Consider the following 18,339-nt stretch of genomic DNA (forward strand, 5'->3'; position numbering starts at 1 on the left):
CCATTACAAAACAATAAACATAAACACATGAAACTATATCCTATAAATGCCGGGAATTTTAAGCTAGATGGTGGCGCCATGTTTGGTGTTGTTCCAAAATCTTTATGGACCAGAACCAATCCTGCAGATGCAAATAATATGATTGATATTGCAGCGCGCTGCTTATTAATTGAAGATGGAAATCGCCTAATCCTCATTGATACAGGAATGGGGAACAAGCAAAGCGAAAAATTCTTTGGATACTACCATCTTTGGGGAGACGACTCTATTGACAAATCCTTAAAAGCACATGGTTTTCATCGGGATGACATTACCGATGTTTTTATGACGCATTTACACTTTGACCATTGTGGCGGAAGTGTACAATGGAATAAAGACAAAACTGGTTACGAACCCGCTTTTAAAAATGCGCATTATTGGAGTAATCAAGACCATTGGCAATGGGCAACGAAGCCTAATAAACGAGAGGTAGCTTCGTTTTTAAAAGAAAATATTCTTCCTATGGAAGAAAGTGGTCAATTAAAATTTACTGCACTTCCCCAAAAAGATATTCTAAAAAATTCTGCTTTAGGTTTTGATATCTTTTTCGCAAATGGGCATACCGACAAACAAATGATTCCTATGATTCATTATAAAGGAAAAACCATTTGCTTTATGGCAGATTTACTACCAACCGTTGGTCATTTACCAATTCCTTTTGTAATGGGTTATGACACAAGACCATTATTAACCTTAGACGAAAAAGAAAATTTCCTCAATTTAGCGGCAGATAATAATTATTACCTATTTTTGGAACACGATGCAAACAACGAAATTATTACAGTAAAACACACGGAAAAAGGAGTTAGACTAGACAACCTTTTTACTTGTAATGATATATTTTAAAAACTAAAACTTAATTATGAAACTTATTAAACCCTTTTTACTAGTAGGAAGCTTAGCGCTTGTTTTAACTAGCTGTGGTGGTGGAGCAGAAATTTTATCTACACCATTAGAAAACATTGATACTGTTGCTTTAAAGGAAGCAGAGTTAACCGAAAACGAAAAACACAATTGGGGACATTTAGATCTTGTAAAAGATACTATTCCTGGAATGAGTGTAGATAAAGCTTACGCTGAAATTGTTAAAGGAAAAAAAGGAAAAAAAATTATTGTAGCCGTTATTGATTCTGGTATAGATATCAATCATGAAGATTTAAATGGCGTAATATGGACCAATAAAAAAGAGATTGCTGGAAACGGAATTGATGATGACAAAAACGGTTATGTAGATGATATCCATGGTTGGAATTTTCTAGGAGATGCTTACGATGAGCAATTAGAAATGACAAGAATTGTAGCAAACGGAAACACAAATGCACCTCGTTTTGCGGAAGCTAAAGCTGGTTTAGAAGAGAATATTGCACAATTGGGTCCTACAAAAACGCGTTATGAGCAAATTTATGCTTCTTTAGTAGATGCAGATAAAGCGTTCACTTCACATTTTAAAACTGCAGATTATACTAGCGAGCAAGTTTCAAAATTAGAAACTACAGACGAAAAGTTAACACAATACAAAGGTCTTGCAGCGCAAATGGTAGGTTTTGGTTTACCAAGCATACAAGAAGCTAAAAAAGAATTAAAAGGAGCTTTAGACGGTTTAATAGGAAGATTAAACACCAACTATAACGTAGACTTTAAAGGTAGAACAACTGGTGATAATCCAGATGATTTTAACGATAAGCCTGGATATGGAAATGCAAATGTATTACCTATTGCAGATGATGAAATTCATGGAACACACGTTACCGGAATTATTGCTGCTGTTCGTAATAATGGTTTAGGAGCTAATGGAGTTGCGAATAATGTTGAAATCATGAGTATTCGTGCGGTACCTAATGGTGATGAGTATGATAAAGATGTAGCAAAAGCAATCCGATATGCTGTAGATAACGGAGCAAAAGTTATTAATGGTAGTTTTGGTAAAAGCTTTTCTCCGCATAGTGACTGGGTTAGAGATGCTATTAAATATGCTAGTGATAACAATGTTGTTTTTGTTCATGCAGCAGGAAACGATGGTAAAAATGTAGATACGGAAGCTAATTTTCCAGATGATAACGTAAATTATGTAGAAGTGAGTAACAGCTATATTCGTGTTGGTTCATTAGCATCTAAATATGGTTCTTCTATGGTTTCTGGTTTTTCTAACTACGGACAGAAAAACGTAGATGTTTTTGCTCCTGGATCTCAAATCTATTCTACATTCCCAAATAACGAATATAAAGCTATTAGCGGAACGTCTATGGCTTCTCCTGCTGTTGCAGGTGTTGCTGCTTTAGTTTGGTCTCAATATCCAAAATTAACTGCTGCACAAGTAAAACAAGTTATTATGGATTCTGGTTTACCAATCCATCAAAAAGTAGTTGTTGGTGGTGACGCTAATGACGTAAGAGATTTTGGAACATTATCAAAATCTGGTAAAATGGTAAATGCTTATAACGCCTTAATTATGGCACAGCAATTATCTAAGTAATACTAACAAACAAAAAGGCATCAAAAATAATTGATGCCTTTTTTATTTAATAATTTTTACAGATGAAAAAGTTTTTTCTTGTTGCGCTAGGTATCACTCTTGTTTCTTGTGGTTCTACTAATTCTGTTTCTACCGCACCACAAACACCTAATACTCCATCAACTTCTATTACAAAATCTACCTATTGGCAACAACATGTAGATTATAAAATGGATATTGATATGGATGTAAACAACTTTCAATACCAAGGGAAACAAAATTTAGTATACACTAATAATTCTCCGGATGTATTAACAAGAGTATATTATCATTTATTCTTTAATGCATTTCAACCAGGAAGTGAAATGGATGTACGTTCCCGTACTATTCCGGATCCAGATAGTAGAGTTGGTGACAGAATTAGCAAATTAAGTCCAGACGAAATTGGTTACATCAAGGTTTCTTCATTAAAACAAAACGGAACCGCTTTAAACTATGAAACCGTTGGTACTGTTTTAGAAGTTGATTTAGCGAAACCTATTCAACCAGGAGAAAAAGTAACTTTTGATATGGTTTTTAATGCACAAGTTCCTGCTCAAATTCGTCGTTCTGGAAGAAATAATAAAGAAGGTGTTGCATTATCTATGACCCAATGGTACCCTAAACTTGCAGAATATGATTTTGAAGGTTGGCACGCAGATCCATACATAGGAAGAGAGTTTCACGGTGTTTGGGGAGATTTTAATGTAAACCTTACCATCGATAAAAATTATGTAGTTGGAGGAACGGGTTATTTACAAGGAAACCCTGAAGTAAACGGAAACAAAAAAACACTTCGTTTTAAAGCTCCTAATGTGCATGATTTTACTTGGGCTGCAGATCCAGATTATATTCATGATACCATGCAAGTTCCTAATGGACCAATGCTAAACTTCTATTACAAAAAAGATTTACCAGCAGAAAACCTTCAGTTTTGGAAAGACTTACAGCCAAAAACAGTGGAAATGATGCAGTATTTTTCAGAAAACATAGGAAAGTATCCTTATGAGCAATACTCTGTTATTCAAGGAGGAGATGGAGGAATGGAGTACGCTATGTGTACACTTATTACAGGAAAACGTAGCTTTGGTAGTCTTGTTGGTGTAACCGCACACGAGATGGCACATACATGGTTTCAGTTTCTATTAGCATCTAACGAGTCTAAACACGAGTGGATGGACGAAGGTTTTACAAGTTATATTAGTGATCAGGCTATGAATACTATTATGAAAAGTAATAAAGAAAACCCTTCTTCTAGAGCATATAGAAGTTATATAGGTTTAGCATTGTCTGGTAAAGAACAACCACAAAGCACACATGCCGATCGCTACAATTATAATGGTGCTTATGGCGCTTCTGCTTATAGTAAAGGGGAGGTTTTTATGGCGCAATTAGGATACGTTATTGGTGAAGAAAACCTAAAGAAAACCATTAAAAAATACTTTAATGATTTTGCCTTTAAACACCCAAGACCAATAGATATTATTCGTTCTGCAGAAAAAGTTTCTGGTTTAGAATTAGATTGGTATTTAACAGATTGGACACAAACAACAAACACCATAGACTACGCTGTAAAAACAATAGCGGGCAATAAAGTAACCTTAGAAAGAATTGGATTAATGCCAATGCCTTTAGATGTTACGGTAACTTATGTAGATGGTACTACAGAAGAAATTTACATTCCGTTACAAATGATGCGTGGTGAAAAACCAACAACTGCTACTATTAAAGCAGATTGGGCTTGGGCTTATCCTACGTATACTTTTGAAGGTTCTAAAGCTATTAGTAGCGTTCAAATAGATCCAAAAGAAATGATGGCGGACATTAATAAAGAAAACAATAAGAAGTAAAGAATACCAGCTATTTTATTAAAAAAACCACTTGATAAAACTATCAGGTGGTTTTTTTTTAATACCACGCTTGATCTTTATACATTGCTTTTTTAGTTGCGCGTTCTCTATTATAAAGCTTCATATGTGTTGCATCTACTTGCTGATTTCTATAACCTAATAAATGGAAAATAGACTTTGCAAAAAAACGTGCAATTTTAAGGTTAACAACAAGTACCTTTTTTTTATCGTTTTCCCAGAAAACACCAGGAAGTAACACTAAAAGGCTATCTACTTTCATTCTTCTCAAAATAGTAGAAAGATGCATAAAAAAAGCAGGTATTCGTTTTATGATAAAAAAACCATCCTTTCCTTTTTTTTGATACAAAGGCATAAATAATTTTGCATTGTACTTTGACAAAATAGGTTTGTTATTACTAGTTGCTAAGACCGTTTTTTTCTTAATATCTTCAAAGCTTTTAAAACCTTGTTTCATGGTAAAAACTTCCTCTTTTTGAATTCTATATAAATAAATAATTTCAAATATTTCCTCTAGATTATTAGATGTAGACTTTAGTTGCTCATAGTGTTTAATATATTCCTTTTCTTTTTTATTCTCTATAGCTTTAGTAAAGACTAATGCTAAATAAATAAAAGACGTACAATTTATTATGGCTTCTTTATCTTCATGTTGTCCCGATTCAAATCCTAAAGAAACATAGCCCAATGCATTAATATAACTTAATAATGGTCCATCCAGATATTCTTCAATTCCTAAAACGATAGGAACAGGGAATTGCTTGGAGAATTTTCGATTTATTAGCGCGTCATTAATAGTAATAAAAGGCAAAGTTTTACTAGATGTGGTATGAAAATCTATAAAGTAAAACGGACCAGAATTAGTAGTAATAAGATTATTTAGTACTAGTAACAATTCTTTTTGTTCGCTTTCTTCCGAATTCAAATTTTCTTTATGCATCAAGGTTTTAAGCCGCTCACTAGTCCAAAGTCTATTTAAATCTTCCTCCAGATATCTTTGGTTTTTCTTTAGTGCTTTTAGATTTCCTAAGATTCCGAATACGGTTCCAGTAATATCTTCTTCTGTAAATGTTTTAAACATGGTTTTAAGCGCAGTAACTCCTGCTTTTTCATTACCATGAATACCAGCAAAAAAAACAACTGTTGGCCCTTGTTTAGTTCCCTGAATTTCACCAATAACTCTATTGGTTGTTACTATTTTAGTACTTGAATAATTTGCAACTTGGTTCATAAATGCTAAAAATCTTTTGTTGTAATAATTCCTATTAACTTCTTGTTTGATACTACAGGAAGACAGCTAATCTGGTGTTTTTGCATACACTTTTTAGCTTCTTTTATTGTCGTGTATTGTGTAGTGGTAATAACTGCTTCTTTCATAAAATTTCTAACACATTTGGTGCTTTCTTCAATTTCATTTAAGTGGGTTTTTACATCCGACCAACTCAACAGCCCTATTAAATCTTTCTGATTATTAATTACTGGCATGTGATGAATATTTTTCCATTGCATCATATGTAACACGAGTTCTAGGCTATCTTTTTCGCCTACTGAAAAAATATCTGTGTTCATAATATGATACACTTCCCTTTCCATAGAAAACGTAGTTTCCAAGCCTTTTCCTAGAACATTCCATGTAGAAATTGGATATTCTAGATCTTGTTTTAAGTATATATTTTCAGTTAGTATTTGGAGTGCTTCCTTTCTTTTTTTAGTCTGTAAAAGGTTTCTATAACTTGTTGTTATCCAATCGGATCCATTTAAATGCTTTACTCTATTTTCAATAAGTGTTAGGTAATGCTCTGTGTCTTTAGGCGAAACTCCCATACTATGCAATCCGCGATAAGCGATTGGCAATAATTCATTTAAAATAAAATCTTGACTAGAAATTATTTCACCATTCCATTTAAATTGCGCTGCCATTCCATATCTAGCAGCACTAAAAAAATTAGATTTAGCGTCTTTAAAATCCATGGTTTCATGAATATTCTGATATTTTTTAGGTTTACCAACCATGACACCAACCCAAAACATCATATTTGCAATTTCATCAGATGTTGAAGGTCCGGAAGGAATATATCTATTTTCAATTCTAAGATGTGGTTTTCCTTCGCCAACGCCATAACAAACCCTATTCCAGCGATACACGGTTCCGTTGTGAAGATTTAACGCTTTTAACTTTGGTATTTCCCCTTCTTCTAACATTGCAACACTATCTTTAACAAACTCTGAAGTAACTAAACTTCGAAAACGGGAGATATTATCTTTAAAAATATCTGTTATACTTCCTGTTTCCCAATTATTACCAAAACTTACTCGAGATTGTTTTTCGTTCAATAAAAAAGAGTTTGCTCTGGTATCAACACTTTGGGTAAATAGGGCTATTCTGGTTTCGCTCCATAATTCTTTTCCAAATAAAAGCGGTGAATTAGTACATATACTTAAAATGGGTCCAGAAATAGCTTGCGCCCAATTATAACTATCTATAAATACATCTGGATTTATTTGTAAATGCGCTTGAAAACTCGTGTTACAACCTTCAAGCATCACAGAATTATGAAGTAGGTTTAATTCGTCTACCCCTTTAATATGAATATTAAAATCTTGTTTTCTAGATTCTTTAATCGCATCATTTAGTACAAAATACCGCTGCATAGGAGTCATATTTTCAACACCAATATGTTTTATAGAAAGTGTTGGTAAAATTCCGGTAAGTACTACTTTGGCGTTATGCTTTTCTGCAGCAATTTTCGCTTTTTTTAATAGCGTTTTTAATTGTTTATGCAGTTTAGAAAAGCAATCGTCTTTTAACTCAAAAGGATCTAAATTAATTTCTAGATTAAAGTTGCCAATTTCTGTTGTGAAGTGTGCATCATTAATCGTTTCTAAAATATCTAGCGCATTTCCTTTTGGTAAATATGTATTGTCAACAATACAGAATTCTTGTTCTGCACCAATTCTAATGGGTGTTTTTTCAATCATACCTTTAGAGATCATTAAATCTAAAGCTTCGATATCTTTGATGAGTTGATGAAAATAATTAGCCCTATCTTTTTTTTCAGTTAATTTAGTAACGTTTAAATTTCCCATAATATTTCAGTTAACCCTTTATAATTCATTAAGTTAATTAAAATACTACCCTAAAAAAATGATGAATATCATACTTTAATTAATAACGTATTATGGTTAGTAATTGGTATTTTTGTATACTTACTATCTTATATGAAATTTACCTATAACAAATCCGAAAAACTGAAAAGCGAAAAGCTTATCACCAAACTTTTTACTGAAGGAGAATCGGTTTCGGCATACCCATTACGTCTTGTATATTTAGAAACTATGTTTTCTGAAGCTGTTCCTCTTAAAACAGGTGTTTCGGTACCAAAACGTAATTTTAAAAAAGCCGTAGATAGAATTAGAATAAAACGTATGATGCGTGAGGCCTACCGACTTAATAAACACATGGTTTTTAACAACATATCTACACAATTTGCGTTTATGATTTTGTATGTTGGGAAAGAAAAGCCTACCTATACGGAATTAGAAAAGGCAACAAAAAAGATGTTTGACAAATTTTTAATTAAAGTCGCTGAAACTAAATAACACAGGAAATGAAATTTTTAATTACCTTTTTCTATTGCGTTTTATAAACAAACTGCTGAAAATGGTGGAACAATTTCTTACGTAACAAAAATAAGCAACGCTATTAAATCCGGATTTAATGGTATATCTTTAATTTTTCTAGGCATATTACACATGTGGCCTTTTATACTTATCTTAGGTTTTGCTATATTTTTCTATAAAAAATGGCTTACTAAGAAAAACAAAAATAATGCAGATGAAAACAAGACTTACAAAGAGAATACTAATTCCAATATTTGCAGCAACGATACTTTTTACAGGATCTGCCTTTAAGAATGACTTTTTTGAAATCGCAAAACAGATTGAAATTTTCACCACCTTGTTTAAAGAACTAAACATGAATTATGTGGATGAAACCAATCCTGCGGATTTAATGGATGCAGCTATTAAAAGCATGCTAACTAACTTAGATCCGTACACCCGTTTTTATAACGAGCAAGATGTAGAAGCAGAACGTATTAAACGTACTGGAGATTACACAGGAATTGGTGCAAACGTTAGAACTTTAAAGGATAAGTTAATCCTTATAGAACCGTATAAAGATTATCCTGCTGACAAAGCTGGATTAAAAGCTGGAGACGAAATAATTAAAATTAACAACGTATCTATTGTAGACTATAAAGAAGAAGCCGGAAACTTATTAAAAGGCGCTGCAAATTCTTCAGTATCTGTTACCTATGTACGCCAAGGAATAGAAAATACAGCGTCTATTATGCGATCTGAAATAGAAATTAATGCTGTACCTCACTTTTCTATGATAGATGCTAAAACAGGCTATATTGTTTTAAGTAAGTTTAATACCAAAACAACTAAACAAACCGCTTTCGCTTTAAAAGATTTAAAAACCCAAGGTGCAGAACGCATTATTTTAGATTTAAGAAACAATCCAGGAGGATTACTTCATGAAGCAATAAGTATTGTGAACCTTTTTGTGCCTAAAGGGCAATTGGTAGTTACCACAAAATCGAAAGTAAAAAAATACAATAAAACTTATTACACTAAAAATAATCCTTTAGATACAGAAATCCCACTAGTGGTTTTAATCAACGGTTTTAGTGCTTCTGCAAGTGAGATTGTTTCTGGTTCTTTACAAGATTTAGATAGAGCTGTAATTGTAGGTTCTAGAAGTTTTGGTAAAGGTTTGGTACAAAGACCAAAAAGCCTAACCTATGGCACCCAATTAAAGGTTACTATTTCTAGATATTATACGCCATCTGGACGTTGCATACAAGCATTAGATTATTGGAATAGAGATGATAAAGGAAATGCTGTACGAGTTAAACAAGAAAATTATCATGCCTTTAAAACTAAAAATGGTAGAAAGGTTTTTGATGGTGGTGGTGTTTTTCCGGATGAAGATTTAGCAATCACTAAAAATTCACCAATTACCAAAGCAATTAATAGTGATTTTTTAATTTTTGATTATGCTACAGATTACTATTACAAAAATAACATAGAAGATATAAACAATTTTAAGCTGACAGATTCCGATTTTAAAGGCTTTAAAAACTTTTTAAGTTCTAATAATTTTAATTTTGAAACCAATACCGAAAAATCATTATCTAAGGTTTTAATTCAAGCGGAAAAAGAAGAATTAGATGATGCTATTCTAAAAGATTACAATACATTGTTAGCGAATTTAAATACCTCTAAAAGTAAAGCAATAGATCAAAATAAGGACCAAATTATTGGGTTGTTAACCGATGAAATTGTAAAACGTCATGCATACAGAGAAGGTTTGTATGAGTACTATAAGACACATAATATAGAAATTAAAAAAGCTACTGAAATTTTAGCAAACCCTTCAAAATACGCGAGTTATTTAAAATAAAACTAAAAACCTGTATATTTAAGCATATTTTTTTCTGAAAACGCTCAGAAACTTTAAACTATGATAAAAAAAACAATTCCATATCTCTTCCTTTTAATAAGTACTTTTTGTGCTTTGGCACAAGAAAAATTGACACATGAAGTTTATTTTGAAACCGATGATTACCACGTTTTATCTACGGAAGAAAATAGATTATTATTATTTATTTCTGGTTTAGATGGTATTGATATTGAAAAGATTTCCATCTATGGTTTTTGTGATGATAGAGGAAGTGAACACTACAATTTAGCATTATCACAAAACAGAGCAAACGCAATTAAAACCGTGTTTTCTAATAATGAAATAGACGAGTCTCTAATTAGTAATGTAGATGGAAAAGGAGAGGTTTTATTAAGAATTATAAAAGAAGACCAAGTAGATAAAATAAGAGGTTTAAACCGAAAAGTAGAAATTATTGCTACTAAAAAAGTTCCAAAACCAAAAGAAGAAATTGTAGTAAATAAACCTAAAGACACCATACCAAGACCTAAAAACCAAAAGACTACGCAAGACATATCAGATGGTAATGTAAAAGAAGGAGATAAAATTAGATTAGAGAACATATACTTTAAAACAGGTTATGCTACACTAGCTAAAGACTCTAAAAACACACTAGAAGACATTGCTAATATTTTATTAAAAGAAGATAATATTTACTTCTCTATTGAAGGCCATGTATGCTGTACAGAAAACTCTAGAGATGCTGTTAATAGGAAAACAAATCAGCGTAATTTATCCTTGGCTAGAGCAAAGTTTATTTATGACTATTTAATAAAAAAAGGCGTGAGTAAAAGACGCATGCGTTTTATTGGTATGCGTAGAAAATTTCCGCTTGGTGGAGATCCTAAATTTGACAGACGTGTTGAAATTTTAATTACACATGTTGCCAAAAAGCGTTAGTTTTTTAACATGGCAATATGTGGTATACCATCTTCCAGGTACTCCGCTCCTATTTCATTAAACCCTAAGTTATTATAGAATTTCTTTAAATAACATTGTGCTGAAATCTTAATAATGCTTTTGTTATACTGTTCTTTTACCGCCTTAATAGATGCTTCCATTATAGCATAACCATATTTATGTTGCCTTTGGTATCCAGCAACTACTACTCTACCAATGCTTGCTTCTTCAAAATAAAAACCTGGTTTAAAAATACGTGTGTATGCTACTACTTTTTCTTCTTTAAAACCTATAACATGTAGTGCTTTCTGGTCTTTTCCGTCAAGGTCTTGATATACGCAATCTTGTTCTACTACAAAAACTTCCGATCGTAATTGTAATATTTCGTATAGCTCTTGTGTGGTTAATTCTTTAAAGGTTTTGGTTACTATTTTAAGCATAATTATAAGTGGTTATCATGAAATTCATTCCGGATCTAATTCCATGAGATTCCTTTTTTCAAAGGAACAGATTAATCTTGTACTATTACTTCTTTAGGATCTTCTTTATTAAACTCTGGTTGAATAGTTACGTGGTTAATATTAAATTTATCGTGTAGCACGTTTTCAATATCTAAAAGCAAAGCATTAAAAGCAGTGGTTGTAATATCTTCTGTTAGGTCTAAATGTGCTTCTAAATGAAGCTCATCGTCGCTTAAATTCCAAATATGTACATGGTGTATTTTATTCACTTTTGGTAGTTTATTAACAGCACGTACTACTTCTTTAATATTAATATCGTCTGGTGTAAAGAGCATTAACATTCTGGTGGATGTTTTTAATAAATCGTAACCAACCCAAATTAAATACAAAGCAATTAATAATGTTAATAAGCTATCTACCCAAAACATTTGGAAGTACTTCATTAGTAATCCTCCTATTAATACAGCTACACTTGCTAACATATCTGTAAGTAAATGCAGATACGCAGAACGCATATTTATATTATTTTTGGAATCTTTTTTTAGTAGTAAAACACTAAAACCATTACCTATAATTGCTATTATAGATAACCATATTACTAAGTTTGACTCTATTTCTTGGGGATTATTAAAACGTTTTACTGCCTCAATAATTAATAAAACAGCTACAATAACTAAGGTTGAAGCATTAATAAAAGCCGCCAGAATTTCGGCACGTTTATAACCAAAGGTTCTATTTATAGATGCTTTTCTTTTAGATAATTTAGCTGCTATATAACTTACTATTAAAGATATAACATCACTAAAATTGTGCAATGCATCACTTAATAAAGATAGACTTCCAGAAACTATTCCACCTATAACTTGTGCTACTGTAATTATTATATTTAAAAATATAGTAATTAACAGTTTTTGCCCTTTTAAATCTTTAGCATCCTGAGCGTGGTTGTGTGCGTGTGCATGACTCATTTTAACAATTCACAGGAATTTTATCTACTCTTTTTTGATGACGTCCTCCTTCAAATTTAGTTTCTAAAAAAGTATCTACCATTGCTATTGCTTGTGGTAAAGCAGTGTATCGTGCAGGGATACTTAATATATTTGCATCATTATGCTGTCTTGCAAGTGTAGTAATTTCTTTGGTCCAGCACAATGCAGAACGAATACCTTGATGTTTATTTGCTGTCATGTTTGCACCATTACCGCTTCCGCAAATAATAATCCCAAAATCTGCTTTTTTGTTTTCTACATCATTAGCTACAGGGTGCACAAAATCTGGGTAATCTACACTTTCATTACTATCTGTTCCATAGTTTTTTACTGTAATTCCTTTGGCTTCTAAATGCTTCATTATAGCAAATTTATAATCTGTTCCTGCGTGATCGTTTCCTATAGAAATTTTCATTTTTTTTAGTATTAAAGATGGTTGTTTTTAACACTATAAAGGTACTAAAATAAAAAAGCCTTGTATACTTTTTATAATAAGACTTTTTCAATTTTAAATGTAGTGGATTGGTTTACTTTTTTAGGATCTTTTTTATGCTTCTTCCTTGATTGGTGTTTATTAAAGCAAAATAATATCCGGAGCTTAAATGAGATAAATCTATAGCGGTTTCGGTAGTTGTTAACATCTGCTTTCCTTGTAGGTCTACTATAATAACATTTTCTAGTATTTGATGACTTTGCAAACCAATATTAAGGTTATTAACAACTGGATTTGGGTATATACTAATGTTATTTATTTGGTTTTCGTTATTGCTTAAAGTTTGGCAATCATTACTAAAAAGCACAGAAGAGTTCGAAATGCTTGTCCAATTTAATGTAGAATAATCTGCGTTATCTACAGTAATACAGCTTAAATTGGAGTTATGAACACCGAAATTAGTAAAATTGGTATTATTACCGTTTTTTAAATTTAAACTACCTATGGTACAAAAACCTAATGTAACTTCGTGTAAATTTAGATTATTAGATAGGTCTAATTCTGAAATAGTAACCTCATCTAAATGGAAAGTTTCTAAATCTACAACACCCGTCAAATCTAAACTTTGTAAGTGTAAGGAACTTTCGTAAGTAGTTATACCTGTAAAATTATTACAATTAGTTAAGTTAATATTTGTTATATCACGAACCCTCCAAAAATCTAAAGTTTCAAAATTAATACAGTTTGATAAATTTAAATCTTCCAAAAAACAATCAAAACAACCAAAATTTACAATAGACGGATTGTTACTTAAATCTAAACTACGCATGCCTGTTTCGCTAATATTAATACTACTTAAAGAAGTACAACCAGTAACGTTTAAAGTACTTAAATAAGATTCATTAGCTCTAATGTATGTTAGAGAGGTAACTCCATGAACATCTAAATGGCGTAAAGTAGATTTGTACATATCAATAGTTTCCAGCGAAGTACACGTGCTTAAATCCAATATATTAAGTCCTGTTATTTTTATATCTAGATTTACTAATCCCGTACAACCATTTACATTTAAGGTTTCTAAAGTATAAGTAAAAGCAAGAATTAGTTCTCTTAAATTTACTAAACCACTTACATCTAGGTTTATTATACTTGCATTTCTTGCTTCTAAAGAAGTTAATGCAATAAAATCTTGAATACCTGTTAAATCAGAGATGTTACTATTAGAAATATTCAAGCTATTAACCATTGTAAGATCACTTGTTAATACCTGTCCATCTAAGGTACCTTCGGAATCCGTCGAATTATTAATTAAAATTTGTTCAAAAGCAGGATCTGGAATTGCTGTATATTGCGCATGTACTTGATACATACATATAATACTTAATAAAAGTGTGTAAATTTTTTTCATGAGTTAATAGTTTAAATTAGACGTAATTTATTTTCAGCTTTTGAAACTGAAACTATTAACAGATATTATAAAAATTGGGAGAGAATAGTAAATATATAAAAAATATTTTAAACTACTGATATATTGATAGTTAAGTTTTACTTGTTAATAAAACAGAGTTTAAAAATAGAGTCTTAATAACTTTCAAAATAATAAGGATAACTTGTTAATATCTTCTTATTGTTTTTTAAAACTTTAATTAGGAATATCCGGTTAATTTTCCAATCAAAAACCGAAAGGAGACTACCAAAAAAGTTAGCATTTTTTTACAGAGAAGTTTTCAGACTAAAAAGTGAACATACCAACACTAAAAATTATAATACTTATTAAAAAATGAATGTCAATTAGAGTTATTAACAACTGTTAATAGCGAAACTAAATCCTTTTAAAATGAAGCCTTTAATAAACTAACAACTTGTTAATAGAGTCAGTTACTAAAGCAATCAAACTAAAACTTAAAAAAGTTATACCGTTATTAACAAGCTATAATAACCATTATTATTTTTTTAAATTTTTAAAAGAAAAAGATGAATATGTATATATATGTTTATAACTACTTTTTTCAACTTGAAAATCCATTTATCCTTTTTCTCTTTTAAATAATTTACTTTCCTTTTTTACGAATTAATATTCTCTTAATATCGATTTAATATTAAAATTGTAACTTTGTCAAAATAATTAGCGAAATTTCTCCACTTAAAACGCTAGATAATAACAGAATTTCGCATAACTTAGAAATTCAATAGATTACAATTAAAAAAATAGAAGTCAACAAATGACAAAAAAGAAACACAGGAAACCTTCAAATAACAAGATTTCCAACCTTACAAATACCATTCTTAGTATTTTAAAAAAAGATAGAAACCAAGCTTTTAACTACAAACAAATTGCATCAAAAATTGGTGTTAATGATGCTAGTAGTAGAAATCAGATTATAAAAAAATTAGCGAAACTTAAAGCAGATGGCGACATCGAAGAAGTAGATCGTGGTAAATTTAAAGCCATAGTAAATACAGAATACCATACAGGTGTTTTTGATGCTGCACAACGTGGTAACGGTTACGTTATTTGCGATGACTTTGAAGACGATATTTACATAGCTTCCAATAATGTTAATAAAGCATTAAACGGAGATCAAGTAGAACTTTATGTGTACAAACGTAGAAAACGTGGTAAACTTGAAGGTGAAATCACCAATATTATTAAACGTGCAAAAACGGATTATGTTGGTATTATTCAAATTCACGCTAAAAAGAATTTTGCTTTTGTAGTAGTCGATGGTAACAAAATGAAAACAGACATTTTTGTACCAATCAATAAAACAATGAATGCCCAAGATGGTGACAAAGTATTAGTCACTATGGAAGATTGGCCAGATAGAGCAGATTCTCCTAACGGACGCGTCATTAAAGTTCTTGGTAAAGCTGGTGAACATAATACCGAAATCCACGCAATTCTTGCAGATTATGGTTTGCCATATGAGTTTCCAAATGAAGTAGAAGACTTTGCAAATAATATTGATTTACAAATTAAGCCAGAAGAAATTGCCAAACGTCGTGACATGCGTAAAGATTTAACCTTTACCATTGATCCAAAAGATGCAAAAGATTTTGATGATGCCTTATCGTTTACTGTTTTAGAAAATGGTAATTACGAAATAGGAATTCATATTGCAGATGTTTCGCATTATTTGCAAGAAGGAACTGTTTTAGACGATGAAGCTTATGAACGTGCAACCTCTGTGTATTTAGTAGATAGAGTAGTACCAATGCTTCCAGAAGTATTGAGTAATGGCGCATGTTCTCTTAGACCACATGAAGAAAAATATACCTTTTCAGCAGTATTTGAATTAAATAATAAAGCCGAAATTAAAAACGAATGGTTTGGAAGAACGGTTACCTATTCTGATGCGCGTTTTGCTTATGAAGAAGCACAAGCTATTATTGAAAGTAAAACAAATGTAATTCCAGCGGAAGTTTCATTAACAGGAAAAGAATATAAAACAGACCAAGCAATTGCAGACGCTGTTTTAAAAATGGACGAACTTGCAAAAATTATGCGCGGACAACGTATGCGATCTGGAGCAATTAGTTTTGATAAAGTAGAAGTAAAATTCGAATTAGATAAGGATTCAAATCCTGTTGGCGTTTTCTTTAAAACTAGTAAAGATGCTAATAAACTAATTGAAGAATTTATGTTATTAGCAAACCGAAAGGTTTCAGAGTTTGTAGGAAAACAAAAACCAGAAAAAACATTTGTGTACAGAGTGCATGATGAGCCAAATGAAGAGAAATTAATGGCTTTACAAGGCATTGTATCTAAATTCGGACATAAGCTTAACTTCAATAGTAAAGAAGGTATAGCATCTTCTTTAAATAAGTTATTAAGCGATGTACAAGGTAAAAAAGAACAAAACCTGGTAGATACTCTAGCTATTAGAACCATGTCTAAAGCAGAATATACGACTAAAAATATTGGACATTATGGTTTAGCATTCGATTATTACAGTCACTTTACGTCACCAATTCGTAGGTATCCAGATGTTATGGCACATCGTTTATTACAACGCTATTTAGATGGTGGAAAATCTGCAAATGCAGAGGTTTACGAAGAACGCTGTAAACATTGTAGTAATATGGAATACTTAGCTACAAAAGCCGAAAGAGATTCTATTAAATACATGCAAATTCGTTTTATGCAAGATCATTTAGACGAACCATTTAAAGGGGTTATTTCTGGTGTTACCGATTGGGGAATTTATGTAGAAATTATCGATAATAAATGTGAAGGAATGATTAGAACTCGCGATATTAAAGGCGATTACTATGAATTTGATCAAGAACAATTTGCACTAGTTGGTCGCGATACAAAAACCATGTACCAACTTGGTGATGAGATTATTGTGAAAGTAAAACAAGCAGATTTAATTAAACGTCATTTAGATTTCGAATTAATTGGAAAATCTGAAGGATAAAATGAATACCAAAATAGTTTAACTAATGCTATTCTTGTTTTTTTACGAGAATAGCATTTTTTATTTTTAACAAGTAACATTTTACCAAAATCAACAACTAATAAAAAGTATTCTTCCTTCGAAACTTTCGAAGGAAGAGAATGCTATTCAGCACAAATTATTAACCATACTAAAAACAAAAACCATGATTTTAACCACAACAAACACTATTGAAGGACATAAAATTCACGATTATTTAGGCGTTATCACAGGAGTAGCTATCAATAGAAAACAAACCGGAATGTCTTTTAGTATGAAAAAGTATTATGATTCTTTAGAACTAAATATTAATGATGTAAAAGAAGAAGCATTTCAAAAACTAAGACAAAATGCTATTGCAGTAAAAGCAAATGCTGTTGTAGGTATCACCGTAGACGTAGAAACGTTTGCAACTTCAGGAATTCTTATGGTTTCTATAACAGGAACAGCTGTTAAAGTTGCCTAAAAATCAATTTATTACATTCTTAATTTTATAAATTTGTTCTATAATTTTATAAAACATATTATGAAAAATTTACTATACGTACTATTTGCATGTATTACTATAACAAGCTTTGCACAAGAATCTCAAGAAAATGTTATTGGTGCTTTCAGTGAAATAAAAGTCTATGATCGAATAGAAGTAGCACTTATTAAAGCAGATGAAAATAAAGTAGTAGTTTCTGGTAAAAACACTAAAGATGTTGTTATTGTTCATAAAGGCGACATTCTTAAAATTAGAATGACACTACAAAAAGCATTTAATGGCGAGGATACCACAGTACAAGTTTATTATACCACATTAGATGTTATAGATGCAAATGAAGGCACTTTTATAGGTTCTAATGATGAAATAGAACAGTTTGACCTAAAGGTTAAGGCACAAGAAGGAGGAAACGTTAGCTTAAACGTAAAAGGACTTAATTATTTAGATATTAAAGCTATTACTGGAGCAAGTATTAAAATAACTGGAACAGCTGTAAATCAAACTATAGATATTAACACCGGAGGATCTTATAAAGGAAAAGATTTAGTTGCAGAAAACACAACCGTTACTATAAAAGCAGCAGGGACAGCATTCACAAATACTACCAAAAAAGTGATTGCTAAAGTGAGAGCAGGAGGAAGTATTTATATTTATGGAAACCCAGAAATAGTAGATGAAAATACTATTTTAGGAGGAAAAATTATTATTAAAGAATAATACTAG

General features: G+C 31.3%; 15 protein-coding genes. 9 read left to right on the top strand and 6 right to left on the bottom strand.

Going from position 1 to position 18,339, the window contains the following annotated elements; translation table 11 throughout:
• Positions 1 to 27 precede the first annotated feature (27 nt).
• The 3 genes from FG167_RS05330 (at position 28) to FG167_RS05340 (ending at position 4,380) form a co-directional block, all read left to right on the top strand.
• Positions 28 to 885 (top strand): MBL fold metallo-hydrolase, encoded by an 858-nt coding sequence (locus FG167_RS05330; RefSeq protein ID WP_203460381.1) that lies wholly within the window; start codon positions 28 to 30, stop codon positions 883 to 885.
• A 16-nt stretch (positions 886 to 901) separates the two neighbouring features.
• The gene (locus tag FG167_RS05335) at positions 902 to 2,512 is read left to right on the top strand and encodes a S8 family peptidase (protein WP_203460382.1); all 1,611 of its coding nucleotides are present in this window, start codon (positions 902 to 904) and stop codon (positions 2,510 to 2,512) included.
• Positions 2,513 to 2,574: 62 nt separating this feature from the next.
• Entirely contained in the window at positions 2,575 to 4,380 is a 1,806-nt protein-coding gene (locus FG167_RS05340; RefSeq protein ID WP_203460383.1) for a M1 family metallopeptidase, read from the top strand.
• Positions 4,381 to 4,438: 58 nt separating this feature from the next.
• Here FG167_RS05340 and FG167_RS05345 read toward each other — a convergent pair whose 3' ends face one another.
• Together FG167_RS05345 and FG167_RS05350 are read right to left on the bottom strand one after the other, a co-directional pair.
• Positions 4,439 to 5,629 carry a succinylglutamate desuccinylase/aspartoacylase family protein gene (locus tag FG167_RS05345; RefSeq protein WP_203460384.1) on the bottom strand — a complete coding sequence of 397 codons (1,191 nt, stop codon included), beginning with the start codon at positions 5,627 to 5,629 and terminating at the stop codon, positions 4,439 to 4,441.
• A gap of 5 nt (positions 5,630 to 5,634) precedes the next feature.
• Positions 5,635 to 7,485: a CBS domain-containing protein gene (locus FG167_RS05350; RefSeq protein WP_203460385.1), complete on the bottom strand. Its 1,851-nt coding sequence runs from the start codon at positions 7,483 to 7,485 to the stop codon at positions 5,635 to 5,637.
• Positions 7,486 to 7,617: 132 nt separating this feature from the next.
• On the opposite strand from FG167_RS05350, the gene rnpA reads away from it, so the two are divergent.
• The 3 genes from rnpA to FG167_RS05365 all read left to right on the top strand — a co-directional run bounded on the left by rnpA (position 7,618) and on the right by FG167_RS05365 (position 10,807).
• The gene (gene rnpA, locus FG167_RS05355) at positions 7,618 to 7,998 is read left to right on the top strand and encodes a ribonuclease P protein component (RefSeq protein WP_203460386.1); all 381 of its coding nucleotides are present in this window, start codon (positions 7,618 to 7,620) and stop codon (positions 7,996 to 7,998) included.
• Between the two features lie 235 nt (positions 7,999 to 8,233).
• Complete coding sequence (locus FG167_RS05360; RefSeq protein WP_203460387.1) at positions 8,234 to 9,868, top strand: S41 family peptidase; 1,635 nt, start codon at positions 8,234 to 8,236, stop codon at positions 9,866 to 9,868.
• A gap of 60 nt (positions 9,869 to 9,928) precedes the next feature.
• Positions 9,929 to 10,807 carry an OmpA family protein gene (locus FG167_RS05365; protein ID WP_203460388.1) on the top strand — a complete coding sequence of 293 codons (879 nt, stop codon included), beginning with the start codon at positions 9,929 to 9,931 and terminating at the stop codon, positions 10,805 to 10,807.
• Here the strand turns inward: FG167_RS05365 and FG167_RS05370 are convergent.
• The 4 genes from FG167_RS05370 to FG167_RS05385 form a co-directional block, all read right to left on the bottom strand.
• On the bottom strand, positions 10,804 to 11,247 hold the full coding sequence (locus FG167_RS05370) for a GNAT family N-acetyltransferase (RefSeq protein WP_203460389.1): 444 nt from the start codon (positions 11,245 to 11,247) through the stop codon (positions 10,804 to 10,806). The two genes, FG167_RS05365 and FG167_RS05370, sit on opposite strands and share 4 nt — an antisense overlap.
• 71 nt (positions 11,248 to 11,318) lie before the next feature.
• A complete protein-coding gene (locus FG167_RS05375) occupies positions 11,319 to 12,236 on the bottom strand; it encodes a cation diffusion facilitator family transporter (RefSeq protein ID WP_203460390.1) in 918 nt (305 codons plus the stop codon).
• Position 12,237: 1 nt separating this feature from the next.
• Positions 12,238 to 12,672 (bottom strand): ribose 5-phosphate isomerase B, encoded by a 435-nt coding sequence (gene rpiB / locus FG167_RS05380; protein WP_203460391.1) that lies wholly within the window; start codon positions 12,670 to 12,672, stop codon positions 12,238 to 12,240.
• A gap of 112 nt (positions 12,673 to 12,784) precedes the next feature.
• The gene (locus FG167_RS05385; protein WP_203460392.1) at positions 12,785 to 14,098 is read right to left on the bottom strand and encodes a T9SS type A sorting domain-containing protein; all 1,314 of its coding nucleotides are present in this window, start codon (positions 14,096 to 14,098) and stop codon (positions 12,785 to 12,787) included.
• An 814-nt stretch (positions 14,099 to 14,912) separates the two neighbouring features.
• Here FG167_RS05385 and rnr point away from each other — a divergent pair.
• The 3 genes from rnr to FG167_RS05400 all read left to right on the top strand — a co-directional run bounded on the left by rnr (position 14,913) and on the right by FG167_RS05400 (position 18,333).
• Positions 14,913 to 17,111 carry a ribonuclease R gene (gene rnr, locus FG167_RS05390; RefSeq protein WP_203460393.1) on the top strand — a complete coding sequence of 733 codons (2,199 nt, stop codon included), beginning with the start codon at positions 14,913 to 14,915 and terminating at the stop codon, positions 17,109 to 17,111.
• 184 nt (positions 17,112 to 17,295) lie between these two features.
• Positions 17,296 to 17,595, top strand: a complete 300-nt coding sequence (locus FG167_RS05395; protein WP_055444149.1) for a YbjQ family protein — start codon at positions 17,296 to 17,298, stop codon at positions 17,593 to 17,595.
• Positions 17,596 to 17,655: 60 nt separating this feature from the next.
• Positions 17,656 to 18,333 (top strand): head GIN domain-containing protein, encoded by a 678-nt coding sequence (locus FG167_RS05400; protein WP_203460394.1) that lies wholly within the window; start codon positions 17,656 to 17,658, stop codon positions 18,331 to 18,333.
• Positions 18,334 to 18,339 lie beyond the last annotated feature (6 nt).

The organism is Lacinutrix sp. WUR7, assembly GCF_016864015.1.
Taxonomy (GTDB): Bacteria; Bacteroidota; Bacteroidia; order Flavobacteriales; family Flavobacteriaceae; genus Oceanihabitans.